This window comes from Acinetobacter sp. YK3 (assembly GCF_001729365.1).
In the GTDB taxonomy this organism is placed as follows: Bacteria; Pseudomonadota; Gammaproteobacteria; order Pseudomonadales; family Moraxellaceae; genus Acinetobacter; species Acinetobacter vivianii.
Window position 1 is genome coordinate 1 of sequence record NZ_LZPJ01000083.1, and the last position, 25,057, is coordinate 25,057.

At 39.8% G+C, this 25,057-nt stretch carries 25 protein-coding genes; 4 read left to right on the forward strand and 21 right to left on the reverse strand.

The annotated features are described in order from the left end of the window. Positions 1 to 126: 126 nt before the first annotated feature. The 12 genes from A9Z07_RS08355 to A9Z07_RS08410 all read right to left on the reverse strand — a co-directional run bounded on the left by A9Z07_RS08355 (position 127) and on the right by A9Z07_RS08410 (position 10,267). A complete protein-coding gene (locus A9Z07_RS08355) occupies positions 127 to 387 on the reverse strand; it encodes a hypothetical protein (protein WP_005257798.1) in 261 nt (86 codons plus the stop codon). Between the two features lie 172 nt (positions 388 to 559). Continuing rightward, complete coding sequence (locus tag A9Z07_RS08360; RefSeq protein WP_069577921.1) at positions 560 to 1,657, reverse strand: LLM class flavin-dependent oxidoreductase; 1,098 nt, start codon at positions 1,655 to 1,657, stop codon at positions 560 to 562. Positions 1,658 to 1,886: 229 nt separating this feature from the next. Then, positions 1,887 to 2,585 carry a histidine phosphatase family protein gene (locus A9Z07_RS08365; protein ID WP_069577922.1) on the reverse strand — a complete coding sequence of 233 codons (699 nt, stop codon included), beginning with the start codon at positions 2,583 to 2,585 and terminating at the stop codon, positions 1,887 to 1,889. Between the two features lie 182 nt (positions 2,586 to 2,767). Further along, positions 2,768 to 3,640 (reverse strand): MBL fold metallo-hydrolase, encoded by an 873-nt coding sequence (locus tag A9Z07_RS08370; RefSeq protein ID WP_069577923.1) that lies wholly within the window; start codon positions 3,638 to 3,640, stop codon positions 2,768 to 2,770. A gap of 2 nt (positions 3,641 to 3,642) precedes the next feature. Continuing rightward, on the reverse strand, positions 3,643 to 4,062 hold the full coding sequence (locus A9Z07_RS08375) for a DUF6691 family protein (RefSeq protein WP_069577924.1): 420 nt from the start codon (positions 4,060 to 4,062) through the stop codon (positions 3,643 to 3,645). After that, a complete protein-coding gene (locus A9Z07_RS08380; protein ID WP_069577925.1) occupies positions 4,062 to 4,478 on the reverse strand; it encodes a YeeE/YedE family protein in 417 nt (138 codons plus the stop codon). The genes A9Z07_RS08375 and A9Z07_RS08380 overlap by 1 nt, the downstream gene beginning before the upstream one ends. Positions 4,479 to 4,594: 116 nt before the next feature. Continuing rightward, positions 4,595 to 5,071, reverse strand: a complete 477-nt coding sequence (locus tag A9Z07_RS08385; RefSeq protein WP_004772374.1) for a DUF6438 domain-containing protein — start codon at positions 5,069 to 5,071, stop codon at positions 4,595 to 4,597. A gap of 153 nt (positions 5,072 to 5,224) precedes the next feature. Continuing rightward, positions 5,225 to 5,929, reverse strand: a complete 705-nt coding sequence (ispD, locus tag A9Z07_RS08390) for a 2-C-methyl-D-erythritol 4-phosphate cytidylyltransferase (RefSeq protein WP_069577926.1) — start codon at positions 5,927 to 5,929, stop codon at positions 5,225 to 5,227. Beyond that, positions 5,913 to 6,284, reverse strand: a complete 372-nt coding sequence (gene ftsB, locus A9Z07_RS08395) for a cell division protein FtsB (RefSeq protein WP_004772376.1) — start codon at positions 6,282 to 6,284, stop codon at positions 5,913 to 5,915. Before ftsB ends, ispD begins: the two co-directional genes overlap by 17 nt. 125 nt (positions 6,285 to 6,409) lie before the next feature. After that, positions 6,410 to 7,699 (reverse strand): phosphopyruvate hydratase, encoded by a 1,290-nt coding sequence (gene eno / locus A9Z07_RS08400; protein WP_005230688.1) that lies wholly within the window; start codon positions 7,697 to 7,699, stop codon positions 6,410 to 6,412. A gap of 45 nt (positions 7,700 to 7,744) precedes the next feature. After that, on the reverse strand, positions 7,745 to 8,602 hold the full coding sequence (kdsA, locus tag A9Z07_RS08405; protein ID WP_004772378.1) for a 3-deoxy-8-phosphooctulonate synthase: 858 nt from the start codon (positions 8,600 to 8,602) through the stop codon (positions 7,745 to 7,747). A gap of 33 nt (positions 8,603 to 8,635) precedes the next feature. After that, entirely contained in the window at positions 8,636 to 10,267 is a 1,632-nt protein-coding gene (locus A9Z07_RS08410; RefSeq protein WP_004772379.1) for a CTP synthase, read from the reverse strand. A gap of 369 nt (positions 10,268 to 10,636) precedes the next feature. Here A9Z07_RS08410 and A9Z07_RS08415 point away from each other — a divergent pair, with 369 nt between their 5' ends. Next, entirely contained in the window at positions 10,637 to 11,143 is a 507-nt protein-coding gene (locus A9Z07_RS08415) for a hypothetical protein (protein ID WP_004772380.1), read from the forward strand. Positions 11,144 to 11,216: 73 nt separating this feature from the next. On the opposite strand, the gene A9Z07_RS08420 is transcribed toward A9Z07_RS08415, so the two are convergent. The 4 genes from A9Z07_RS08420 to A9Z07_RS08435 all read right to left on the reverse strand — a co-directional run bounded on the left by A9Z07_RS08420 (position 11,217) and on the right by A9Z07_RS08435 (position 15,576). Next, a complete protein-coding gene (locus A9Z07_RS08420; protein WP_069577927.1) occupies positions 11,217 to 12,302 on the reverse strand; it encodes a YheT family hydrolase in 1,086 nt (361 codons plus the stop codon). 14 nt (positions 12,303 to 12,316) lie between these two features. Beyond that, on the reverse strand, positions 12,317 to 13,036 hold the full coding sequence (locus tag A9Z07_RS08425) for an SGNH/GDSL hydrolase family protein (RefSeq protein ID WP_069577928.1): 720 nt from the start codon (positions 13,034 to 13,036) through the stop codon (positions 12,317 to 12,319). Positions 13,037 to 13,075: 39 nt separating this feature from the next. Further along, entirely contained in the window at positions 13,076 to 13,483 is a 408-nt protein-coding gene (locus A9Z07_RS08430) for a nuclear transport factor 2 family protein (RefSeq protein ID WP_069577929.1), read from the reverse strand. 68 nt (positions 13,484 to 13,551) lie between these two features. Further along, positions 13,552 to 15,576, reverse strand: a complete 2,025-nt coding sequence (locus tag A9Z07_RS08435; protein WP_069577930.1) for an NADPH-dependent 2,4-dienoyl-CoA reductase — start codon at positions 15,574 to 15,576, stop codon at positions 13,552 to 13,554. A 125-nt stretch (positions 15,577 to 15,701) separates the two neighbouring features. On the opposite strand from A9Z07_RS08435, the gene A9Z07_RS08440 reads away from it, so the two are divergent. Then, entirely contained in the window at positions 15,702 to 16,262 is a 561-nt protein-coding gene (locus A9Z07_RS08440; RefSeq protein WP_004772388.1) for a PadR family transcriptional regulator, read from the forward strand. After that, complete coding sequence (locus tag A9Z07_RS08445; RefSeq protein WP_062848026.1) at positions 16,262 to 17,182, forward strand: alpha/beta fold hydrolase; 921 nt, start codon at positions 16,262 to 16,264, stop codon at positions 17,180 to 17,182. Before A9Z07_RS08440 ends, A9Z07_RS08445 begins: the two co-directional genes overlap by 1 nt. A gap of 45 nt (positions 17,183 to 17,227) precedes the next feature. Here A9Z07_RS08445 and A9Z07_RS08450 read toward each other — a convergent pair whose 3' ends face one another. Next, a complete protein-coding gene (locus tag A9Z07_RS08450) occupies positions 17,228 to 18,271 on the reverse strand; it encodes a 3-deoxy-7-phosphoheptulonate synthase (RefSeq protein WP_069577931.1) in 1,044 nt (347 codons plus the stop codon). 620 nt (positions 18,272 to 18,891) lie between these two features. On the opposite strand from A9Z07_RS08450, the gene A9Z07_RS08455 reads away from it, so the two are divergent. Beyond that, a complete protein-coding gene (locus A9Z07_RS08455; RefSeq protein WP_069577932.1) occupies positions 18,892 to 20,463 on the forward strand; it encodes an ATP-binding cassette domain-containing protein in 1,572 nt (523 codons plus the stop codon). Positions 20,464 to 20,518: 55 nt separating this feature from the next. On the opposite strand, the gene A9Z07_RS08460 is transcribed toward A9Z07_RS08455, so the two are convergent. The 4 genes from A9Z07_RS08460 to A9Z07_RS08475 all read right to left on the reverse strand — a co-directional run bounded on the left by A9Z07_RS08460 (position 20,519) and on the right by A9Z07_RS08475 (position 25,014). Next, positions 20,519 to 20,881: a YnfA family protein gene (locus A9Z07_RS08460; protein WP_005257818.1), complete on the reverse strand. Its 363-nt coding sequence runs from the start codon at positions 20,879 to 20,881 to the stop codon at positions 20,519 to 20,521. Continuing rightward, positions 20,881 to 23,166 carry an ATP-dependent Clp protease ATP-binding subunit ClpA gene (clpA, locus tag A9Z07_RS08465; protein ID WP_004772396.1) on the reverse strand — a complete coding sequence of 762 codons (2,286 nt, stop codon included), beginning with the start codon at positions 23,164 to 23,166 and terminating at the stop codon, positions 20,881 to 20,883. The genes A9Z07_RS08460 and clpA overlap by 1 nt, the downstream gene beginning before the upstream one ends. Positions 23,167 to 23,828: 662 nt before the next feature. Then, on the reverse strand, positions 23,829 to 24,242 hold the full coding sequence (clpS, locus tag A9Z07_RS08470; protein ID WP_171067701.1) for an ATP-dependent Clp protease adapter ClpS: 414 nt from the start codon (positions 24,240 to 24,242) through the stop codon (positions 23,829 to 23,831). Positions 24,243 to 24,264: 22 nt separating this feature from the next. Continuing rightward, positions 24,265 to 25,014 (reverse strand): DUF6776 family protein, encoded by a 750-nt coding sequence (locus A9Z07_RS08475; protein ID WP_004772399.1) that lies wholly within the window; start codon positions 25,012 to 25,014, stop codon positions 24,265 to 24,267. Between the last annotated feature and the right edge of the window lie 43 nt (positions 25,015 to 25,057).

A 25,057-nucleotide genomic window follows, 5' to 3' on the forward strand; every position in this document is an offset into this window, starting at 1 on the left:
TGAAAAATATTAATATTTTTCATAAAATACCCTCAATATTATGAGGGTATTTATAGCATACATTAAAATGAATGTTGAACAGTCTAACCAAACTTTCCCACCGTCCAAACATTCTTGTATTTTTCTTTACGCATTAAATTCAGCTTGGGTCATCTCACCCAGGTAACAAATCGACATGGCAAACAAGTTCACTGGCTGTGTTGAGGGATCACTTTTCTTGATCCACTCAGCACCAATCGCATTCAACTCATTTAGTTTCGTTTTAGAAACGGGTGGTAGAAAGGATTCTAATGGCAGTTGAATGTTAAAACTTCTTGTATTTCCGTTATTACTTGCATCATTAAAAGTATAACCAATCAAATACCAATGATATTTTTGTTCAGACATTTGTTATTCTCAAGTTTAATAATTGAGATATTTTTATACCATAAAAAAACAAAAAACATGTTCAAAAATCAATCAATTGAATGTTTTTTGTCATATAAATAAAGCACTCACACGTCAGTATTTGATCAGTGGATGACCTTTTCTACCCAAGATCATCCACCCATCACAAGAACTAAGAATCTGTTTGAAGCAATCCTTTTTCTTTCAATATCGGCATAACATGATCTCTAAAATATGGAAATTCTTGCGTATAGTTTAGAAATGATAATGTAGTACCTGAGAATCCCGTGTGCTGTAAAGAAATCAATCCGTCCGCAACCTGCTCTGGTGTACCTACTAATGGGAAACCACCATGCCCCACAACAATACGTTGGCGCAATCCTTCAAATAAATCAGGCGGGAAAGATTTACAGAATGAAAATAAGGTATCTATTAAATGTTGTACTGCGCCCTCATCTGCATTATTCAATTGTCGATCCCATTCTGCTTGGGCTTCTTCCTCCGTAGGACGACAAATGACATGTGAAAAGGTCAATACTTTAATACTTCTATCAAGTGCTTCGGCTTCTTTCTTTAGTTCTTTAATTTCAGATACAGAACGCTCAAGATCTGATGCAGGTGTAAATAAGAAATCTGAATTTTTAACTGCGAATTCACGGCCTTCTTTAGAGCCTGCCGCATTAAAGATCGGTGGAGCTGGTATCAAATTTGGCTTTCCATAAGTCCCTTTCGTTTGAAAGAACTTTCCATTCCAATCAAAGGATTCTTTACTCTGCCAAGTTTTCTTAACTAACCCGTACCACTCATGCGCATAATCATAGCGCGTTTCATGATCATCTGGCAGTTGTAATCCCATTGCGTCATATTCAGGTTTGTTCCAACCTGCGACAATATTTAAACCAACCCGATTGCCACTGATTTGAGCCATGGTCGCAATTTGCTTGGCAACGACAACTGGATGGTTTAACGCGCTGTGTAAGGTGGCGAATACATGAATTTTATTGGTTTTGGCTAATAAAGCCGATGTCCAGGTCACGGTTTCCAGAACTGTACCATGAAAATCCTTTTCACCGCCGTGGCCAATAAATCGTGCAGCAGATAAAAGGAAATCAATTCCAGCTTCATCAGCCATTTGTGCCAGTTCCAGATTTTTCTCCCAACTGGCATCCCAGCCATCTTCCAAAGTAGAAGCAGTGAGTCCGCCAGAGCAATTAAAAGCAAAAATACCCAGCTTAAAATGATCTGATAAATTAAAGTCATGTTGAGACATGTTTTTTCCTTTTTTTAATGTAAATGAGTAAATGTAGAAACTTTAAATTCTTTATTTATCAAGTAAGCGTTATATTCTAACGTGGATTTAAACTTTTTTAATTATGTGAAATATAAAGTAATATAAATTTTTCTTCCCGTTCCTTTTCAAGCTTCAAATATTTTTCTATGGCTTTGGTTAGCGGATGGTCACTTCGGGCATTATATTAAATATTGTACCCAGCCCTACTTTAGAGCCAAGTTAATAAGTCTGGATTTTTTGATTTAATAAATTGATGTTCATTCATACTGATGAGCTGAAGTGCGCCATTACTCAGTTTTAAGGTGGTAACACTTGTATTTGCAATCGACCAGCTCAGCGCGAAAGTACGCTGTACACTCAACTCAAGTAACTTTCCAATAATCACAGAGATAACACCACCAGAAGTAAATACAATCGCTTCTTGAGGTTGCTGATCTACTAACTCAGTACATAAATTTTGTAATGCCTGATCTACTCTGGTTTTAAAAACAGGCCAAGATTCATCGTATTCATGATGAAATTCATCATTTGCCCATCGCTCGATTGCCTTATCAAAAATTTGTGCCAGATAAGCCCTTGGATCAATTTCTTTAAAAACATCCTCTTTCAATACTTCTGGCTGCGAAAATCTAGGTTCATACAGTGAAAACACCTGTTGGTGATTAAACTCATTCCACAATCCATCGGTCTTATACATGGCCTGAGGAAAACATTCACTTAAAGAAATTTGTGTAGTTTGCTGATGACGTTTCATACTTCCTGAAACGATATAAGGCTGTTCAGTAAAAATATTCTTGAAATATTGACCCAAGAGTTTTGCTTGTGCTTCACCATTTTCTGACAGCTCATCATAGTTAGTTTTGCCAAATGAAGCTTGACCATGTCTGACTAAATAGATGGTTGTCATTCCTATATCCTGATTGATGTAAGTCTCAAAATGGATGTAGTTTTAACATAGCTCTTTCTTAAAGTACAAAATTTTTGTTTTGACTTTTTGTTGGCTCTTGCTTGTGCTGGCTGTTTAAAGCTTAATGTTACTTAGGCTATTTGGTAGGATTAACGCGAATTTCAGTGCTATTTTTGGAAGAATCAGGATTTAAAATAATTTAAAGGAAGCTTTAAATAACGAATTCCATTGGCTTCAGGTTCAGGAAAACGCCCTGCATCCATATTGATTTGAATGGCAGGTAATATCAGCTTTGGCATAGATAAGGTTGCATCTCGTGCCTGCCGCATTTGTACGAATTCCTGTTTTGGCGTTGCGGCATTTAAATGAATATTAGATTGTTTTTGAGCTCGAATACTGGTTTCACAAACGTACTCATCTCGCCCTTCAGGCTTATAATCATGGCAAAGAAAAACTCGGGTCTGTTCAGGTAATTGATAAAGTTTTTGTATGGACTCAAATAGCAAGTCTGCACTCCCTTTTGGGAAATCACAACGTGCTGTACCGTAATCAGGCATAAATAAAGTATCGCCAATAAAAACAGCATCTCCGATTACGTAGCTTAAACATGCAGGTGTATGGCCGGGCGTTGGAATATTAAATGCATCTAAATGTCCAATCTGGAAATGCTCATTATCTTTAAAAAGATGGTCAAATATTTGTTGGGAATTAAAATACTTTATATCAAGATCATAGATCGCACTGAAAGTCTCCTGAACCACAGCAATTTTTTCACTCATGGCAGTTTTTCCGCCAAGTTGTGATTTTAAATATTGTGAAGCCGTTAAATGATCAGCATGCACATGTGTTTCTAAGATCCATTCAACCTGTAAAGCCTGAGTTTGAATATACGCAATAATCTCATCGGCATGCGTTGTTGAGGTTGTCGCAGAAGCAGCATCATAATCCAGTACACTATCGATAATTGCGCAATAACGGGTTTCAGAATCACTGACAACATAGCTAAAGGTATTACTATTTTCATCAAAGAAAGCTTTAACTTGTGGATTTGACATTGCTACTCTCCGCTTGATTTGGCCCAAAGATGATGAAGAAACATACCGATTAACATGGCAATAATGAAATACCAGATATTTGTATAACCAAGTCCAATTAAAGTAAGCGCTGGTGCTGGACAAATACCTGCAATTCCCCAACCTATACCAAATAGAACCGCGCCGATAATCAGCTTTTTATCGATCTGACGATTCTGCGGCAATGCTATCGTTTCTCCCAAGATGGTTTTAGGATGACGGATTGCTTTTTGAAATGGAATAAATGCCACAGCAATTGCACCAATCATTACAAACATCAAACTGATATCCCACTCACCCAAAATATCTAAGAAGCTTAATACTTTTGCTGGATTGGACATTCCTGAAATCATTAAACCTAGTGCAAATATACTTCCAAAGATAAAAGCAAATAGATTTTTCATCATATCGCTCCCAAAAGATGACGTGCGATATAGACTGTGAACATTCCTACAAACATAAATGTAACGGTTGCGATGATTGAACGCATTGATAAACGGCTAATCCCACAGATTCCATGACCACTGGTACACCCTGAACCCAATCGTGTACCAAAGCCCACCAGTAAACCCGCGGCAATCAAAGCAAATGGAGAAGAATCTAAAATAATCTGTGGCTGTACAAATAATTGATAAATAAAAGGAGTAACAATTAAGCCCATCAAGAACCAGAAAGCAGAGCTTCCAATGAAAGATTTTGGTTGTAAGAGTTGAGCAATTAACCCGCTAATGCCAGCAATACGACCATTTATATATAAATAGCCGACAACAGCAAATCCAATCAGCCCACCACCAATCAAAGCCAGAATAATGCTGCTCATCTTCCTCTCACAAAACAGTATATGTTTTTATAATATGTTATTTTTAATCTTTATACAAATGAAAAAAGGCTTAACTACTTTGCGTAATTAAGCCTTCTCTTTAAACGAAGTCGAGATTAACGTACTAAATCTTCAATACCAATCGTCTTAGGCAACTTTTCAATCACTTTATTGAGCTCAGCATTTGCTGGAGAGATGCAGCCTGTGTAGTGGCTTAACTGAGTCACTGTACCATCTGGACGTTTCCATGCAAAGAAAGCACTTTGATGATCAGTTGCTGTTTCTGCACAGCCCGTTGTTTTTACATTCGCGCCAGTCGCAGGACGGTAAGTTTTTAGCTCTTGTTGGAGCTTGGTATAAACAGAAGGATCAACTTTTAAATCCTGAGTACCTGTCACCTTGGTATATTGTTTACCATCAAAATGAACAGCGCCTTCAGGTGTAATCTCAACAGAATAGATTGGACAGGTACCAAAACAAGGGCTAGTAGAATAGCGAATTGTTTCCTGTACAGTATCTTCAGGCTGTTGAGGAGTCGTTGCGCAGCCAACTAAAGAAAAAGTAAAAAGGCCCGCAAGTAATAATTTTTTCATTTGTTGATCCGTTATAAAGTATGTTGTTCAAATTTAACAAATCGTCAGTTTTTTGTCATTTAAGTTAATGTAAACAAACAGTAAACTTCACTTAATTTTTACTTAGGCTATTAAAGCAATGAGAAAAACTGATTTATAGAGCAAACGAAATAATTATGAATGAATTTGAGATTGTAAAATGAGCCTTGCCAATTCCAGATCATCGGCATAAGTAATTTTAATATTATCAGATCGCCCCTGTACCACTTGCACAGGTTCTTTCACATATTCCAAAGCACTCGCTTCATCTGTAATCACAATATGATCTGCTAAGGCCTGTTCAATTGCGCTTTTTAAAACATGTAACCGAGCCATTTGTGGTGTCTGAGCTTGCCACAACAATTCACGGCTTACCGTTTTCTCGATCTGATTCTCGCTTTGGACTTGTTTTAAAGTGTCACGTACTGGAATGGCCAGAATTGCACTTTGATTTGAATGCATTGCTGACTCAACCAAACGGGTTAAACAATCCGAAGTAACACATGGGCGTGCCGCGTCATGAACCAATACCCAATCATTTTCATTTGCAATTTCAGACAAATAAGTCAAGGCATTTAAAACAGAGTGCACACGCTCGGCACCGCCTTCACAAAAATGTAGATTATCTTTATGTTGAAACGGCAGTGTTTTGGCAAAATTATCTTGCTGACCGATGGCAAGCACACAGCCTGCCAGATCAAGTGTATTTAGACGATTAACGGTATGTTCAAGTACAGTATGATTTTGAATATACTGATATTGTTTTAATTCAGTTTTAGAAAAACGACTGCCCGAACCTGCTGCTGGTACAACCGCCCACAGCTTAGTCTGGGTTTTCATTCGTTGCAGTATCTTCTTTTGCGTTTGGATCAATATAAATCGGTTTGTAATGGGTACTGATTGTACTCATTTGCACAAATGTTTCATTGGGTTTAATTAAACCTAAATCTAAACGTGCATGTTCTTCAATCGCTTCGCTACCATTTTTTAAATCAAAAACTTCGGCAGCTAAAATACGATTTCGTTCTTTTAATTCAGTATTAATTTCAGCTTGTTGAGTAATTTGCTGAGTTAAGGCTTGGTGAGGGAAATAGCCGCCCTCACCTAACCAGAATTGATACTGCAAGCTTGCAACCAAAACGACTGCAAGCAACAGAATCAATTTACTCGAGGTCGATCGAAACATCTCTAACATGAAAAAGCCCCTACATCCTTCTGAAAGGAAGATCATCTGCGAATTCTATAGGATTATGAATTTGCAGAGTTTCTCTCTTTTGTAAAGAAAGATGATTAGAAGTTTTCAACATGGATAATTTGACCTTATTTTAGACCTTTGAATTCAGCTTTACCACGGTAAGCTGCTTTCGTTAATTCTTCAATACGAAGCAATTGGTTATACTTCGCTACGCGGTCAGAACGGCATAGTGAACCGGTCTTGATTTGACCCGCTGCGGTACCAACTGCCAAGTCAGCAATTGTTGAATCTTCAGTTTCACCTGAACGGTGTGAGATTACAGTGCTATAACCATTTGCTTTCGCAAGGTAGATTGCATCTAGAGTTTCAGTCAATGTACCAATCTGGTTGTATTTGATCAGAATCGAGTTACCGACTTTCTCATTAATACCACGTTGTAAAATCTTAGGATTAGTTACGAACAAATCGTCGCCAACTAACTGGATTTTGTCACCAAGGATTGATGTTAAGTAGCTCCAACCTTCCCAGTCAGATTCATCCAGACCATCTTCAATCGAAATGATTGGGTATTGGTTTACAAGACCAGCTAAATAGTCAGAGAACTGGTTGCTTGTGAATGCTTTATTACCTTCACCAGCAAGGACATATTGACCATTTTTGTAGAATTCTGAAGAAGCACAGTCAAGTGCCAACATGATATCAGAACCAGCTTTGTAACCCGTTTGACCAATTGCTTCAAGAATAACAGTGATTGCTTCTTCGTTTGAACGTAAGTTTGGCGCAAAGCCACCTTCATCACCTACCGCAGTGTTTAAACCTTTTTTGTTTAAAACTGATTTTAGCGAATGGAAGATTTCTGCACCTGCACGTAATGCTTCAGCAAATGATGTAAAGCCTACAGGCTCAATCATGAACTCTTGAATATCAACATTGTTGTCTGCATGCGAACCACCATTGATGATATTCATCATTGGTACAGGCATAGTCAAAGTCGTTTGACCACGAAGATCTGCGATGTATTGGAAAAGAGGAATTTTCTTTTCTTCAGCAGCAGCGCGAGCAGCAGCCAATGAAACAGCTAAAGTTGCGTTAGCACCTAATTTTTCTTTGTTTTCAGTACCATCAAGTTCGATCATCGTATTATCGATGTCTTTTTGTTCAAATACTGATTTGCCCACTAAAGCGTCACGGATAATCGTATTTACGTTATTAACCGCAGTTTTAACACCTTTACCCAAATAACGTGCTTTATCGCCATCACGAAGTTCTAAAGCTTCACGAGAACCAGTTGAAGCACCAGATGGTGCACATGCACGACCAACAACCCCAGATTCTAAAATAACGTCTGCTTCGATGGTTGGGTTACCACGAGAGTCCAAAATTTCACGTGCACGGATGTCAACGATTTGGCTCATGAACAATTCCTCTGTTGAATGAAAAACAAGATGCAAGTTATTGCATCAGTGGGTGTCTAACTTTTTGAATCCTTTAACTAAAGTATCCAATTCTTTTAATTGTGCCAAGAATGGCTCAAGCTGAGATAAACGCAATGCACATGGTCCATCACATTTTGCAATTTCCGGTTCCGGATGCGCTTCCAGAAATAAACCCGCTAAACCTGTTGCCATACCTGAACGTGCCAAAGTTGTAATTTGAGCACGACGACCACCCGCAGAATCAGCACGTCCGCCTGGTGTTTGTAAAGCATGGGTAACGTCAAAGAATACTGGCACATTCATTTCTTTCATGGTGTCAAAGCCAAGCATATCAACGATCAGGTTGTTATAGCCAAATGCTGAACCACGTTCACAAAGAATGAGTTTATCATTCCCAGCTTCCAGACATTTATGCAAGATATGACGCATTTCATGTGGTGCTAAGAATTGTGCTTTTTTGATATTGATAATGGCTTGAGTTTTTGCCATTGCTTCAACAAGATCAGTCTGACGACTAAGGAAGGCAGGAAGCTGGATAATGTCTGCGACTTCAGCTACAGGCGCTGCTTGGTAAGGTTCATGAACGTCGGTAATGATTGGCACATTAAAATGCTTTTTAATCTCCGCCAACCACTCTATGCCCTTTTCCAGACCAGGACCACGAAATGAATGCAAGCTCGAACGATTTGCCTTGTCAAAGCTTGCCTTGAACACGTAAGGAATATCTAAGCGTTTGCAAATATCAACATACGTTTCAGCAATTTCAAATGCTAAATCTTTCGATTCAAGTACGTTCATTCCGCCAAATAATACAAATGGCAAATGATTTGCCATTTGTATATCGCCTAAACGTACAACTTCTTGTGGTTTTAATTGTGACATTTAAACTTTCCCAGTTTATTTAAAACTCAATACTTACTTTTGGTGCTGATTTTTAGCAGCCCCGATAAAACTAGCAAATAATGGGTGTCCATCGCGTGGTGAACTTGTAAATTCTGGGTGGAATTGTACAGCAATAAACCAAGGATGTTCAGGAATTTCTACAGTTTCAACTAAATGTTGTACTGATGAATAGCCTGAAATTTTCATACCAGCTTCTTCAAGTGCTGGAATAAAACGATCGTTCATTTCATAACGATGACGGTGACGTTCAGTAATTTCAGCTTTGCCATATACTTCACGTGTTTTAGTGCCTTCAACCAGTTCTGATTTTTGTGCACCTAAACGCATCGTACCGCCCAAGTCAGACTCAAGGCTACGTTGCTGTAACTCACCACGTTCATCTAACCATTCAGTGATTAAACCAATGAGTGGATATTTAGTTGAACGGTTAAATTCAGTTGAACTTGCTTCTGGCATCGCTGCAACGTTACGTGCATATTCAATCACAGCCAATTGCATACCTAAACAAATACCAAGGAATGGAATCTTGTTTTCACGGGCGTATTGAATGGCTTTCATTTTGCCTTCAGTACCGCGCTCACCAAAACCACCTGGTACCAAGATCGCATCAGCCGTACTTAAAATACTAATGTCTTGCTGTTCAAGCTCTTCAGCATTGACATAGTCAATCTGAACTTTAACGCGGTTCTGGATCCCTGCATGTAAAAGTGCTTCATTCACAGATTTATAAGCATCTGGAAGTTCTACATATTTACCCACCATCGCAACACGTACTGTGTATTCAGGATTCAATAATGCTTCAACAACATTGTCCCAATCTTCAAGATTTGCTTCTGGAAGATCGTTGAAGCCAAAACGTTCGCAGATCAGGTCATCAACATTCTGTTCGTAGAAAGTACGTGGAATTTGATAAATCGTTTTCGCATCTTTACATACCACAACGGCACGCGCTTCAACGTTCGTGAACAATGCAATTTTACGTTTAGTATCAACATCGACATCGTATTCAGTACGGCAGATCAAGATATCTGGCTGAATACCGATTGAAAGAAGTTCTTTCACAGAATGCTGAGTTGGCTTGGTTTTCAATTCCGCAGCAGATTTGATGTATGGTAATAAGGTCAAATGCATCAGCATTGTGCGTTTATGACCCAACTCAACCATAAGCTGACGTACTGATTCCATAAATGGAAGTGATTCGATATCACCAACAGTACCACCAATCTCAACGATCGCAACGTCGTAACCTTCACCTGCGCGAAGTACGCGTTCTTTAATGTTATCTGTAATATGTGGAATAACTTGAACAGTACCACCTAGGTAGTCACCACGACGTTCTTTGTTCAAAACGTCCTGATATACACGACCGCTGGTAAAGTTATTCAGTTTGGTCATTTTTGCACGACGTAAGAAACGTTCGTAATATCCCAAATCTAAGTCAGTTTCAGCACCATCCTCTGTGACGAAAACTTCACCATGCTGAAATGGACTCATGGTACCTGGATCGACATTAATGTATGGATCCATTTTTACCATAGTGACTTTTAAGCCACGAGCTTCCAAAAGTGCAGCAACAGAAGCAGCAGAAATACCTTTACCTAGTGATGAAACCACACCACCAGTGACAAAAATAAAATGGGTCATTGAGTTTCTCGTACAATCGAGCCGAAATCGGCCTACAATGTTGGGCAATTTTACTGTACTCTGCCCCTATAAAGCAAAGTCAAACCGCATCAATTCAAAGAACTATAAACAACTGGTTATTCTATCAGCATTTTCGATAAAAATTTACGGGATTTGATGATTTTTCATACTTAAATTACGTTTAAGCGCTCAAATTCATCCTCAAACTTCTTAAAAATCGGTTTTAAACCGTAATAAATGAGCCATAAAAGTGATGAGGATTTGCAAGCAATTATAAAATATAAACAAACTCAACAAAGCATAGGGATTTCTTCACATACTTTTACTGTTATAATTCGTGCTGTCCTTATTTAATATGTTGTTTTAGCAATGGCAAATAAAAAACTTTTAATTTGTGCAGCACTGGCGACTGGTCTTTTATTAACTGCTTGTGTGAAAAAAGAAGAACCTAAAAACGAAGAGCAGCAAGAACAGTCAACGACTGAAACTCAAACTCAGCCACAACCTGAGCCTGAAAAAATTCAGGAGTTTGAATCGTTAGAAAGTGTTGATAAGCAAGAAGCTCCAGCGCCTGCTGTTGAAACAACGCGCGAAGAAACTGCAAATACGACCACTGAAATTCGTCGTGAAATCCATCCTGCGCAGACTGAAACGCCTGCTGCAACTGAGACTCCACGTACTGAACAACCAAAACCAGCAAAAACAGAACAGCCTAAAGCTGAGCAACCTGTAAAAGCTGAACCTAAACCAGCTAAAGTAGAGCAGCCAAAAGCTGAACAAACTGCAAAAGCGCCAAAATCATCTACACCAGCTCAAAGTGAAGATGATGCTGTTGCTGCCGCAATTGCTGCTGCTACACCTGCATTAAACAACTAATGTTTTAATTGCTTGCTGAAAAAAGCCATGAGCCGCGTTTGTTGCAGTTCATGGCTTTTTTATTTCTACATTATTAATAATTCTTAAAAAAATCAGACATCAAACGTGAAGCCCAAGATTTCACACTTAACGTTTCATAGAAGCCACAATGGCTACCCTTCTTCGTCGTTACCACAGCAATATTTTCCATATGCTGAATTGCATCTTTATATGGTTCCAGATTCTTGATTGAACAGACAGGATCATCTTCTGCATTCAAAATCATCAATGGAATTTTGACATTTTCAAACACATAGATCGGATTAATTGCCTGACAATAGCTTTGATAATCCTGAAATCCAGCCATTTCAAAGTATTCTTTTTCAAACTCTTCCAAGCTGGTGGTTGTCAGCACCTTTTCTACAGAAGCAAGTTGCCCCCATGTGGTCTGATACGGATAGATAAAGTGCTTAAAAAGCTTCTTGGTCATCATTTTGCTATAAAAAGGATGGACATTTTTAAAGCCAATTTCAGTGTTATAACCTGGACACATTGCAAAGGCAGCTTTGAAAGGTGTGTCTGCACCTTGCTCACCTAGATAGCGTACTAACAAACCTGTACCCGCAGAAGAACCGACAGCATATAAGTCTGAGTCTGGAAATAAGCTTTGAATATGTGCCAATTGCTCTTTTAGATCACTGGTCGAACCAAACAATGAAATACGTGGTACAGGCATTGGCAAACCCGCATGACCACGGCGTAAACACAATGCGATTCTCCACCCTGTATATTCATGCAGGTCTTTAACCAGCTCCCGCATACTTTCAGGTGTCCCTGTAATGGTATGCATAATCACAATAGTCGGCGTCTCTGGCGGTAAGTCATATCCATACCATGCGATTGCCGTTACACCACCATCCTGCATCTGTAATTGTTCGATTCGATCATATTCAAGCTTGATCATTTTCTTTCGAATCACATCAAAATACAGCAAATGTAGATGAGTATTACTTAGCCACGGCGTTGGACGATATTTTTGCTTTAATTGAGGTAATTTTTCCAGCACATCCTTAATCTTCCCTTTCGGGTCATAATACATTTTCGGTTGTTCAGCACCGAGTACCGTATCAAAGAGTTCTGAACCTAACACTTTTATTTTGTCTAAAGCAGATATACCCATATCCAATACCGCCTCTAACGATGAGTAAATGTTTGCCGCACTAAATTAGCGACCTGTTTTCCCCAAATTGCATAAATTTCTTTGCCAGGATGAAAACCATCACTGGCCATTGGCAGATTCATCGCCTGAAAAGTTTCTACATCATATTGAATGAAATGAAATTGCGGCTGCGGCGCCAGCCATTGTTGTAATACTTGATTCATTTGTGCTGCATATTTTCCAAACAGCCAAGCCAATGGATTCGGCAAAGCTGGAAAATGCTGCATTGGCGGTACACCAGACACAATAATTAACTTGGGTTGAAACTGTTGTTGTATATAGCTAAAAAGTTGTTTTTGCTGTTTCAACCAAGACTTTGCCGAAGTCAGCTTAGTGACATCATTGACACCGATTGAGGTGACGATTACATCATAACATTGCTGATCTAACTGTTGTACTGTTTGGTAAATTTGCTGAGTAGTATCACCTGTTTTTGCCTGTAATTTCCACTGCAAGCGATATTCACTCTGTAATTCGGAAATGATCGCTCCAGATAAAGCGTCTTGTTGAGTTTCAACACCCACGCCAGCCGCCGCTGAATCACCTAAGATCAATATGGACAGCGGTTGTCCCGCACCAATCGTACCTGCACGCTCTCCGCCGGCTTCTAACAGACGTGGTGTATTTTTACGAACTTTCGTACCCTGAATGAGTAATATAGGCAATAAAGCCAAAGTTGAAAGTTTTAACCACATTTTAAATCTCTGAATATTACTTAGGCTATTTTTAGTGCTTTAGTTGGGTTGATACTTGGCAAATCTTGCGCCCATCTTCTCTGCCAATGCTGCCAAACCACTCATCGGACGGATCATCACTTCAAAATCAATGATTTTCCCCTGATCATTAAAACGAATCATATCAATGCCTTTTAATGACTTACCACTCACATTGGCACTAAATTCCAGCACCACATTTTCACCGTCTTCGGTATAAAATTCACGGTGATAAGTAAAGTTCTCAAACACCTGAATCACATTGGTCAAAATAAAAAAGACCACATGCTTTCCTTCATAAGGCTTATAAGCAACTGGCGAGCGAAACACAACATCTTCCGCAAGCAAGTCATTTAAGCGAGATAAATCGCCAGCTTGAATCATTTCATGCCAGATCGCTAAGGCTTGTTTTGTTGTTGCAAGTGTCATTGTTATTTTTCCTTCATATCTAAAAGTGAATGAGCACTTCCTCTCATGAGAAAATGCTCATTTCTGCCTTATAAAACGGCTGCTAATTCAGCACCTTGACGAATTGCACGTTTCGCATCTAGCTCACCTGCTTCTTTCGCACCACCAATCAGATGAACATTTTTACCATCTGCTTTAAGTTGGTCAAACATCGCAGTATAAGATTCCTGACCAGCACAAATCACCACATTATCCACCTCAAGGATACGACTTTGACCATCCACCGTAATATGTAGACCTTGGTCGTCAACCTTGTCGTAACTTGCTCCCGCAATCATTTTCACATCACGATGTTTTAAGCCAGTACGGTGAATCCAGCCCGTAGTTTTACCTAAACCTGCACCAACAGATGCTGTTTTACGTTGTAGTAAGTAAATTTCACGTTCTGACTTTTCTAACTCAGCTGGTTTTAAGCCACCTACATGCTCGTAAGTCGTATCAATTCCCCACTCTGCATAGAACTTTTCAGGATTTAAGCTACCACTATCACCTTCATGGGTTAAGTATTCTGCGGTATCAAAACCAATACCACCTGCACCAATAATGGCAACACGCTTACCTACAGGTACACGTTCTTTTAATACTTGAATATAGCTCAACACTTTTGGATGATCGATGCCTTCAAATTGCAATTGACGTGGAGTCACGCCCGTCGCAACCACGATATCATCATAATTTGCTTGGCTTAGCTCTTCATAAGTGGCTGTATGATTGAGTACTAACTCAATATTCGGCTGTAATTCAATTTGGCGTTTAAAGTAACGTAAGGTCTCGTAGAATTCTTCTTTACCCGGAATAGTTTTGGCGATATTGAATTGACCACCAATCTGGTTGCTGGCATCAAAGACTTTCACTTTATGACCACGACTTGCAGCATAAACCGCAAAGCTTAAACCTGCTGGGCCTGCGCCAATCACGGCAATATTTTTCACTGCACTGGTTTCTTTGAAAATCAGTTCAGTTTCATAACAAGCACGTGGGTTAACTAAACATGTCGCAATCTTCATTGAAAAAATATGATCTAAACAAGCTTGGTTACAACCAATACAGGTATTGATCTCATCACTACGACCTTCGCTGGCTTTCAAAACAAACTCTGGATCTGCCAGCATTGGACGTGCCATAGACACCATATCTGCATGACCAGAAGCCAGAACGTGTTCCGCCATTTCAGGGGTATTGATACGGTTTGAAGTAATTAAAGGAACTGAAACTTCACCTTTGAGCTTTTCAGTCACCCATGTAAATGCTGCACGCGGTACTTTAGTTGCAATCGTTGGAATACGCGCTTCGTGCCAGCCGATACCAGTATTGATAATGGTTGCACCTGCTTTTTCGATTTCTTTTGCAAGTTGAATCACTTCTTCCAGCGTTGAACCGCCTTCAACCAGATCCAGCATCGACAAGCGATAAATGATAATGAAATTCTCACCCACCAACGCACGAGTACGCTTTACGATTTCAATCGGGAAACGAATACGTTTTTCATAGCTACCGCCCCATTCATCATCACGGTGGTTAGTACGAGCGGCAATAAATTCATTAATCAGATAACCTTCTGACCCCATGATTTCGACGCCATCATAACCTGCATATTGTGCAAGCTTGGCACAGTTGGCAAAGTCATCAATGGTTTGCTGCACTTCTGCTGAAGTAAGCGCTTTGGGTTTAATTGGGTTAATCGGTGCCTGAATCGCAGATGGTGCAACAATCTCAGGCTGATAAGAATAGCGACCTGTATGTAAAATCTGCATTGCAATCTTACCGCCCGCCTCATGTACAGCTTGGGTAATCACTTTATGTTTATCTGCTTCGGCAATGCTATCGAGCTTAGACGCATGGGCAAAAGTCAGGCCAGCATCGTTTGGCGAAATCCCACCTGTAACAATTAATCCAACATCACCTTTGGCGCGTTCTGCATAGAATGCAGCCATACGCTCATAACCTTGAGGTGCTTCTTCTAAGCCAACATGCATAGACCCCATAAGCACACGGTTTTTTAAAGTGGTAAAGCCTAAATCAAGTGGCTTTAATAAATGTGGATAAGCTGACATGTTTTCTCCTTTGGCTCGCATTCTGCTGGCTAATGCAACTTGTTGCATAAAGTTATAAACAAGATTTGATTTTTATGCAACATATTGCATAATTCTGATGAGTCATTTTTTTATTATGGAACATCATGTCACTCGCCCATGTTTTATTGACCAGCCTATTAGAGAAGCCGAGCACAGGTTTTGAATTGGCTCGTCGCTTTGACCGTTCAATGGGCTTCTTTTGGAATGCGACTCATCAGCAAATCTATCGTGAACTCAATGGGATGCTGAAAAAAGGATGGATTTCGACACTAGAAGAACAAGCTGCAAATAGCCGAAAAAAAACCTACCAAGTTGAGCAACTGGGTAGAATACAACTGGCTGCATGGATTGAACAACAAAGCGAACCTGCACAATTACGTGATGATCTTATGGTTAGGTTAAGGGCTGAGGCTCAACTGGGAGGCAATACCATTTTGCCTGAGTTGGAACGCCACTTATCCATCCATAAGGAAAAATTAAGCCTTTATCAAGCCATTCATGATAAAGATTTTAAAAATAGCCAACCCACCAACCGTGTGCTGTTCATCCATAAAATGATTCTTGAACTTGGTATCATTACAGAAAGTGAATGGATAAAATGGTTGGAACAAATGATTCCTCAACTGAGAAAGTTTGAGGAAGCAAACGATATTGGAGAACAATAATGCCATTTTATACCATGCCTGATCAGGAAAAATTATTTGTGCGACGCGTTGGCGAAGGTGAGCCTGTGCTGGTGTTGTCAGGTCTGGGCATGCAAAGCTGGCAATGGCTCCCTTTCTTATTTTCCAATCGCAAACAATATGAATTTATCATTCCAGACTGGCGCGGTTTTGGGGGGTCAAAGCATTGTGCGATCCCCAATATGGATGCAATTTCTAGCCACTGGAATGATGTCAATAGTCTGATCCAGCAACTAAAACTCGATCAGTTTATCCTGATGGGCTATTCCATGGGTGCAACCACAGCCATGCATGGGATGAAACATGGCAATCTGGCTGAAAAACTCAAAGCCTATTTACATATTGATCAAACGCCGAAGATCTCTGTCGATGACTCTTGGCAATATGGCTTATTCGGGCAGAAGCATCCTCAATTTAAACAGCTCTTGCTTGAGATTCAAACCTTATTACACCAATACAAACATGCACAGAAGCTTGAAGATTTACCCGATGATGTTCGCTATAACCTAGTGAGCTTATGGGGTGCGTTTATCGAGCTGCAAGGCAGTAATAACTATAGTCCCAAGATTTTCAAACTGGCACTGAATCGTCCTTTCTTACAAAAGTATCTATTGCCGATTCAACGACTGGATTACTTGCTTTGGTATGTAGAAAACTATCTCAATCATGATGAAGATTATCGCGAAGCGATTAGCCAGCTCAATTGCCCAACGACGTTCTTTATTGGTCGTGAATCTACCCTGTACCCTGAAATGGGACAAACCTTAATTGCAGAAAGTTTGGCAAATGCCACAGCTGTTTATTTTGAACGTTCTGGCCATACGCCACTCATTACTGAACCGAGAAAGTTTAGTCAGGAAATCGGTCACTTTCTTGCAGCTCAATCTATTCAAGCAGCCTGATTTTAAGCCAATAAAAAAGCCAGTCTTCAACTGGCTTTTTTAACTTTATTTCTTATGTCGCATTTGTTCAGCAACATCCAGCAAAACCTGTGCTGTTTTATCCCAACCTAAACAACCATCTGTGACGGATTGACCATAAGTCATATCACAAGAGATTTTTTGATTGCCATCTACTAAATGACTCTCAATCATCACACCGCGCACTTTCGATTCCGCACACTCTGTAATGATTTGCTGCAACACTTGCGGTTGTTTTAATGGATCTTTAGCACTATTGCCATGACTACAATCAATCACAAGCGCTGGTAAATGCTTATGTTTAAAATGCATGGACTGGATCGACGCCAAATCATAATTGGTACCATGATTTGAGCCGCGTAAAATCAGGTGTGGCAATGGATTACCTGTACTATGCAGAATCGCAGGCAAACCTTGTTGGGTCATCCCGAGGAATTGATGCCCATTCATGGCAGACTGGATTGCATCTAAAGCAATCTGAATCGAGCCATCAGTCCCATTTTTGAAGCCGATGCTGTACGGCATGTGGCTGGCAATTTCACGGTGAATTTGTGATTCACTGGTACGTGCACCAATTGCCCCCCAAGCCAGTAAATCATCAAAGTAACCCGTTGCCATTGGACTTAAAATTTCACTGGCAATCGGCAAACCCTTTTCAACCAGCTGTAAGTAAAGAGCACGAGACTTTTCTAAGCCCAGTTGTAAATCTGATGATCCATCTAAATTTGGATCGTATAAAAAACCTTTCCAGCCCACTGTGGTACGTGGTTTCTCAATATAGGCACGCATGACAAGGAAAATCTGATCTTTGACTTGTTCTTGGAGTTGTTGCAGACGATCAGCATATTCGAGTACTGCGATAGGATCATGGATCGAGCAAGGCCCTGTAATCACCATTAAACGATGATCTTGTCCTGATAAAATATTTTGAATCGTTTGACGATGTTTTGAAATTTGCTGCGCCAGATTTGCAGACAAGGGATACTGCGCTTTGAGTTGTGATGGCAAGCTAAGCATTGATTCTTTTGTGTGTGTTTGTGGTTGTGTCAAAGCAGTATTTAAAGCATTCATTTTTCAATTCCTTTGGACTGGCCTTCTTCGCAGTCCTTTTCATTTATTTGAGCAAGTGTGATCTAAGTGATGTTGATTTTTTTGCAAAGTAAAACCAAGTAATCTTGCTAAAATATGAATAATTGAATGTATACATGATATTTCTCCTAAAATGATGATTGTTAAAGCATAAAAAAACCTGATCGGTGTTGCCGATCAGGTATTAACTGGTTGGGCAACCCTTTTTGCTGCCCGAAACGCATCAGGCAACGATTAATATTGCCAAAAATAAAAGTATGCGTTTGTGTTTACAGTATGCTTTAACATGTTTATTTCAAATATCTAAAAAACTGTGTCTAAGTATTAAATTACGCACTATTTCAGCATTTGACAAGCATTTTTTATGTTTTTTTAATCATAACTTAAAAATCCTGAAATTTGACCTTTGCTCGCTTAGCTCATAAAATAGATGAAAAATACATCAACCCGAGATTACGCCAATGAAGTAAGTCCTATTTTTCTCATCAAAATCCATTTTTCTTTTTTGATGTGCAAAATAGACTTATCTATCGTTTAGCGATTGTCATTCTAAAATTTATCTCTATCTCGCTATTTTGCATATCCTGTTTATGAGGTTTCTTATGACTCAACAGGCATGTATCGTTTCAAATCTATCGCTTGAATTGGCACAGCACAAACTCTTCGACCAGCTTTCATTCCAACTGCCCTTACATCAGTTTTGCGGATTGATTGGACGTAATGGTCAGGGTAAATCACTATTGATGTCTCTACTTCACGGGCAATCGACTGAACTCGCTTATTCAGGCCAAATTTCATGGCAATGCCCACATCAGCATCTTGCGCAACTCCAACGTGTACAAGCCGATACCATTGCTCAAGCTTTGGATATTGAAGATTTATATCAATGCTTTGAACGGATTCAGCAAGGTACTGCTTTATTTAGCGATTATGATCGGGTTGAACATCTCTGGCACTTACCAACCGAATGGCAACAATTGTTAGAAAGTGCAGGATTACCTACAACACTAGATACCCCGACTCAACATTTGAGTGAAGGCCAAAAAACCAAGCTTGCCCTTTGTCGCTTATTCTTATTGAAAGATCATTATCTGCTTTTGGATGAACCTAGCAATCATCTGGATACTCAAGGACGACAATGGTTAATAGCGCAAATGGCGCAACATCCTACGGGTGGTTTAATGATCAGTCATGATCGACAATTACTTTCTCATGTACAAGGTATTTTTGCCTTAAACCAGCTCGGTCTACAGTACTATGGTGGCAATTACGCGCTCTATCAGCAACAACATCAGTTACAAGTTGAAGCATTATCACATGCAGTGCAACAAGAGAAACGCGAGTTAAAACAGCTTAAAGAGCAACAACATCAAAGTCAGATGAAAGCGCAAAAGCGAAAAAAAACGGGTGAAAAGTTAAGAGCCTCTGGTTCTCAAGCTTCGATCTTGTTGGATGCCAAGAAAGAACAATCTGAGCAATCTCTTTCACATTTACGAAAACAGCAGAGCAAACAGCTTGCAGATGCAAAAGATGAGTTACAGCAAAAACAAACGCAACTGGAGCATCTTAAATCACAGTCTTTTGAATTTACTCAAACGACTGGTAAATCAGGTGAAATCTTACGCTGTCAGCAATTACAACTGACTTATGCAAAAACACAGCCAATTGATCTAGCCCTATCCACTGGTGAAAAATTGCATTTAAGTGGCGCAAACGGTACGGGTAAATCCACTTTACTCAAAACCCTTCAAGGCTTAATCCCGCCACTTGCAGGAGAGATTTATTGCAAAGTAAGCGCTGTCTATCTGGACCAGAACCTTTCATTACTCAATGAAAATCTATCTGCTGTTGAATATCTATGTGGTATAGATTCAAATCTGACCGAGCAACAGGCACGCACCCTATTAGGCAACTTACAAATCCGTAGAGATAAAGCGTTGAGTCCTTTAACAAAATTGAGCGGTGGAGAACGTTTGAAAGTAGCATTATTGGGTTTAAAACAACAAGCAGTTGAGTTGTTGCTTCTCGATGAACCAGAGAACCATCTCGATATTGAATCTCGTGAATTACTGGCCCAAGCAATTCGCTCTTTTAATGGTGCTGTGATACTGGTATCACACGATGAAAGCTTTGTTGCGGAATGCGGAATCCATGAAAGCTATGTACTCAGTTAATTTCTATAGGACTTAATCTCAGCATGGTGACAATCTGCACCATGCTGATGTTTATTTAACGAACCAAACCTTGCGGCTGTAAAATAATCAGGCAGGCGCCACAAACAACAACGATCCCACCCAGAATATCCCAGCGTGTCAACATGACTTGATCAACATAGCGTAACCACATCAAAGCCGTAAAAATATAAATTCCACCATAGGCCGCATAAATTCGACCAGATGCAGCTGGATGTAAGGTGAGTAGCCAGACAAATACAGCCAAACTTAACGCTGTAGGAATCCATAACCAATGCGACTTTCCTTGATTCAAAATCAAATAAGGAAAATAACAACCTAAGATTTCAGCAATTGCTGTGACGAAAAATAACCCAAATACTTTAAGTACTTGGGTTATTGAGAAAGAAAGTTCAAACATTAAGCAGGTTCAGCACTCGGGTTAATATGATCTTCAAATACTTCCAGTTTTAAACCGACTTCTTTGCCATTTTCTGTTTTCACAGAAACCGCAACGTTACCACCATGCTCAGCAAGCTCACCGAATAGAATCATCTCAGCAAGTGGCTTTTTCAGATGTTCCTGAATCAGACGTTGCATTGGACGAGCACCCATCAAACGGTCATAACCATTGGTTGATAACCAGTCACGAGCACTTTGATCGACATCAAGTACCACTTGTTTCTCATCCAGTTGCGCTTGCAACTCGGTTAAGAATTTATCTACCACTGAATCAATAATCGTAGTTGGAAGTGCTTTAAATTGAATCACGCCATCTAAACGGTTACGGAATTCAGGAGAGAATGCACGTTTCATTGCATCCTGATTGTCTGAACTATGATCTTGTTCAGTAAAGCCAATGCTAGCACGGACAATACTTTCAGCACCAATGTTGGTTGTTAAAACAATAATCACATTTCTGAAATCAGATTTTCGACCGTTATTATCAGTCAAGGCACCGTGATCCATGATTTGCAACAGCAAGTTAAATACATCTGGATGTGCTTTTTCAATCTCATCGAGCAAGAGTACACAATGCGGATTTTTATGAATCGCATCAGTCAGTAAACCACCCTGATCATAGCCAACATAACCTGGAGGCGCACCGATCAAACGGGAAACCGCATGACGCTCCATATATTCCGACATATCGAAACGAACCAGCTCTACACCCAGCAATTTCGCCAGCTGTTTTGTGACCTCGGTTTTACCGACACCTGTTGGGCCAGCAAATACAAAACTACCGACTGGTTTATCTGGTGCTTTTAAGCCTGCACGAGACAATTTGATTGCTGATGAAAGTGCCGTGATAGCTTCATCCTGTCCAAACACCACACGCTTAAGATCACGTTCCAGATTCTCAAGTACAGACTTGTCATCTTTAGAAACCGTTTTCGGTGGAATACGGGCAATCTTAGAAACGATGTCCTCGATATTTTCAACAGAGATGGTTGTACCATCTACTTCCGCTTTCAGACGGCGTTGCGCACCCGCTTCGTCAATCACATCAATGGCTTTATCTGGTAAGAAACGATCATTGATAAATTTCGCAGACAGCTCAACAGCCGCAACCAAAGCTTTATCGTCGTATTCCACATGATGGAAATCTTCGAACTTGTTTTTCAAGCCACGTAAAATTTCAATCGTTTCATTGATACTCGGTTCATTCACGTCAATTTTCTGGAAACGACGAGACAAAGCATGATCTTTTTCAAATACCTGACGATATTCCTGGAAAGTGGTTGAGCCAATGCAACGTAAGCTACCATTTGCTAGCGCAGGCTTAATCAAATTCGATGCATCCATAGTGCTGCCCATGCTCGAACCAGCACCAATAATCATATGAATTTCATCAATGAATAAAATCGCATTTGGATTCTTTTTCAAAGCATTCAACAATTGTTTTAAACGCTTTTCAAAGTCACCACGATATTTAGTACCTGCAACAAGCGCACCGATATCCAGACTATAGACTTCAGCATTAGCCAATGGTTTAGGCGCTTTACCGTTCACGATTAACCAAGCCAAACCTTCAGCAATTGAGGTTTTACCGACGCCCGGATCACCTACTAAAAGCGGGTTGTTTTTACGACGACGACATAAAATTTGTGCCGCACGCTCAATCTCTTTTTCACGTCCAATTAAAGGATCGGTTTTACCCTTTTGAGCTTCAACATTTAAGTTAAGTGTATATTGCTCTAATGGGCCTGCATTGGCAGAAGCCGCATTTTCACCTTCAATATCTTCAACTTCTTCTTCAACCTGAATCTCATCTTTACGTGTGCCATGAGATAAGTATTGAGTCAAAGTCAAACGGTTAATTTGATGACGTTTAAGCAAATAAACTGCAAAAGAATCCCGTTCCGAATACATTGCGACGAGAACATCGGCACCTTCAACTGTACGATCACCACCGCTTGATTGAACATGGAAAATGGCACGTTGCAAAATTCGGTCAAAACTCTCTGTTGGATGAGGAGCCTGTTCACTATTATCACCAAGTTTCGGGGTATGTTGCTCTACATATTCCTCTAATTCTTTACGCAAAGTAACGATATCAGCACCGCAGGCTTTTAACGCATTTACGGCTGAATCATTATCCAGCAAGGCAAGCAACAAATGTTCAACTGTCAGAAACTCATGTCTCTTTTGACGAGCCATGCTAACAGCCAAACGTAACGATACTTCTAATTGACGACTGAGCATGTAACCCCCTTATATCTTGGGCTCTATCAAAAAAAGAGAATCTTTTAATGAAAAAGCGAATTATTAACTTGATCCGCTGAGCTTCTGTAAACGTGATTGAATAGACATCTACAAGTCTCTTTGCTTCATATTCTACTGTTAGCATTAGTTGACTATCTTGGTCAAGTTTCAAAACAAAGTATTGTTGTAAAAATTCAATTACAAAGTGGATAAAACCCACCAATTTGATTAAATATTCAGCAAATATGATAATTTACTTAATAAATATCAGAATAATGTAGTTAAAGTGAATTTTTCAAATGTTAATTAGGCCTCATAAAAATCAAGCCAATATGATTTAACAATTTAAGGATGAATACTAAATCTCAATATAATCATCAGGCGCTAAATTCCTGAGAAGCGTAAAGACTTCTCAAGAGTTTTGCTATGCGTTTTATAGAACGGGAATATAGTTTTAATGCTTTGACTTACAGCCTAACTGTTCGTCTGACGCATGAGGAATAACATTCCGCAAGTGCGTTGCTTTTTTAACGCTGTTACTCGCAACATATGAGCCATATCATGGCGCAAGGTCTTGCGCTCGGAACAAAGCTTCGCTTTTCTTAACGCCTGCACTCGCAACATAGTTGCTCGTCTTGCGCTCGGACAAAGCGTTGCTTTGTTTATCCTCGCTCAGGTTCGATCTGGCATAACAACGGATGGCCTTGTGCACGAGCATAGTTATTCACTTGATTGGCTTTGGTTTCAGCAATATCACGTGGGTATATACCCGCTGTTCCCTTACCTTCATAATGAACGGTCAGCATCACTTGACTGGCCTGATCAAAGTCCATCCCAAAATAACTTTGTAAGACTTCAATCACAAAATCCATTGGTGTGTAATCATCATTCATTAAAACCACCGCATATAATGGCGGACGCTTTAATTCAGGTGGGGCTGTTTGTACAACCACTTCACCTTCATGATCTTCCTGCGAATCACTTAAACGTGGATTTAAGTGCCAATCGACATAACCTGATTGATGAAAAGAGTTTTTCACTTCACTTAAATTCATTTGACGCTTGTATCTTCGCATATCCAGTTCTTAATCTAAAAAATTATTGAGCATTCGCTTCGGCTTGAGGAATTTCTGACACAAAGGCAGAACTTACATCCACAGGCTTACCACGTTGCCAGCTAAAACGTTTAATGATCGGTGTACCTGATCCAGTTAAGCGCACTTCAATAAATTGCGGTGTAAAGCCTTTTGGCATTGTCCAACGGCCAGTTAAACGCTCAAAATCTTCAAAGTTGAAGTTTTTATCTTCTAAAGGTACGACTAAAACTTCAGTGTCTTTAATCAGACGTAATTCGACTGAACCTGAAGCACGGCGTTTATTCGGGCTGACCTGAACAAGATCAATCTGATATTCATACGCATTTTCAGGTAATGACTTAATTGCCATATTTTGAATCGTTAAACTTACACCACCACGTTGTCTCAGGATTTCACGATAAATCGCGTTCATTCCTTCAAACTGAGCCTTATCTGCATTGGCCTGATTCACAGATTTAAATAAGTCATCTGCATTGCCCACAGCCATATCACGCTCTTGCACAGCTGCATTTAAGTTTTTGCTCACAGCATCCAACGCAGTCTTCTGCTTCTGGACAACATCAACCAATTGTTCCGCATCAGCATCATAGCCAACAACGGTTAAACCCTGACGGTGTCCGACAGTATAACCAAGCATAAAACTGCTACCGATCAGAACGGTAGCACCAATAATTAAAGGTAAATTCGTTTTTAAAAACTTATTTTTCTCAACGGAACTGTCTGGTGAAGTAGTCGGTTCAACGTTTTCCATCATCATCTCTATCGTTATGATTTGCATCAAAGCACACATTAAA

Bases quoted from the DNA above. Each gene is read 5' to 3' on its own strand.
- A9Z07_RS08455 (WP_069577932.1), top strand. From the start codon at position 18,892: ATGACTCAACAGGCATGTATCGTTTCAAATCTATCGCTTGAATTGGCA.
- clpA (WP_004772396.1), bottom strand. From the start codon at position 23,166: ATGCTCAGTCGTCAATTAGAAGTATCGTTACGTTTGGCTGTTAGCATG.
- eno (WP_005230688.1), bottom strand. From the start codon at position 7,699: ATGAGCCAAATCGTTGACATCCGTGCACGTGAAATTTTGGACTCTCGT.
- ispD (WP_069577926.1), bottom strand. From the start codon at position 5,929: ATGAAAACCCAGACTAAGCTGTGGGCGGTTGTACCAGCAGCAGGTTCG.
- A9Z07_RS08410 (WP_004772379.1), bottom strand. From the start codon at position 10,267: ATGACCCATTTTATTTTTGTCACTGGTGGTGTGGTTTCATCACTAGGT.
- A9Z07_RS08375 (WP_069577924.1), bottom strand. From the start codon at position 4,062: ATGAAAAATCTATTTGCTTTTATCTTTGGAAGTATATTTGCACTAGGT.
- A9Z07_RS08355 (WP_005257798.1), bottom strand. From the start codon at position 387: ATGTCTGAACAAAAATATCATTGGTATTTGATTGGTTATACTTTTAAT.
- A9Z07_RS08365 (WP_069577922.1), bottom strand. From the start codon at position 2,585: ATGACAACCATCTATTTAGTCAGACATGGTCAAGCTTCATTTGGCAAA.
- A9Z07_RS08440 (WP_004772388.1), top strand. From the start codon at position 15,702: ATGTCACTCGCCCATGTTTTATTGACCAGCCTATTAGAGAAGCCGAGC.
- A9Z07_RS08420 (WP_069577927.1), bottom strand. From the start codon at position 12,302: ATGGGTATATCTGCTTTAGACAAAATAAAAGTGTTAGGTTCAGAACTC.
- A9Z07_RS08445 (WP_062848026.1), top strand. From the start codon at position 16,262: ATGCCATTTTATACCATGCCTGATCAGGAAAAATTATTTGTGCGACGC.
- ftsB (WP_004772376.1), bottom strand. From the start codon at position 6,284: ATGTTAGAGATGTTTCGATCGACCTCGAGTAAATTGATTCTGTTGCTT.
- A9Z07_RS08360 (WP_069577921.1), bottom strand. From the start codon at position 1,657: ATGTCTCAACATGACTTTAATTTATCAGATCATTTTAAGCTGGGTATT.
- A9Z07_RS08415 (WP_004772380.1), top strand. From the start codon at position 10,637: ATGGCAAATAAAAAACTTTTAATTTGTGCAGCACTGGCGACTGGTCTT.
- A9Z07_RS08460 (WP_005257818.1), bottom strand. From the start codon at position 20,881: ATGTTTGAACTTTCTTTCTCAATAACCCAAGTACTTAAAGTATTTGGG.
- A9Z07_RS08435 (WP_069577930.1), bottom strand. From the start codon at position 15,576: ATGTCAGCTTATCCACATTTATTAAAGCCACTTGATTTAGGCTTTACC.
- A9Z07_RS08385 (WP_004772374.1), bottom strand. From the start codon at position 5,071: ATGAAAAAATTATTACTTGCGGGCCTTTTTACTTTTTCTTTAGTTGGC.
- A9Z07_RS08380 (WP_069577925.1), bottom strand. From the start codon at position 4,478: ATGAGCAGCATTATTCTGGCTTTGATTGGTGGTGGGCTGATTGGATTT.
- A9Z07_RS08430 (WP_069577929.1), bottom strand. From the start codon at position 13,483: ATGACACTTGCAACAACAAAACAAGCCTTAGCGATCTGGCATGAAATG.
- A9Z07_RS08450 (WP_069577931.1), bottom strand. From the start codon at position 18,271: ATGAATGCTTTAAATACTGCTTTGACACAACCACAAACACACACAAAA.
- A9Z07_RS08425 (WP_069577928.1), bottom strand. From the start codon at position 13,036: ATGTGGTTAAAACTTTCAACTTTGGCTTTATTGCCTATATTACTCATT.
- kdsA (WP_004772378.1), bottom strand. From the start codon at position 8,602: ATGTCACAATTAAAACCACAAGAAGTTGTACGTTTAGGCGATATACAA.
- A9Z07_RS08370 (WP_069577923.1), bottom strand. From the start codon at position 3,640: ATGTCAAATCCACAAGTTAAAGCTTTCTTTGATGAAAATAGTAATACC.
- A9Z07_RS08475 (WP_004772399.1), bottom strand. From the start codon at position 25,014: ATGGAAAACGTTGAACCGACTACTTCACCAGACAGTTCCGTTGAGAAA.
- clpS (WP_171067701.1), bottom strand. From the start codon at position 24,242: ATGCGAAGATACAAGCGTCAAATGAATTTAAGTGAAGTGAAAAACTCT.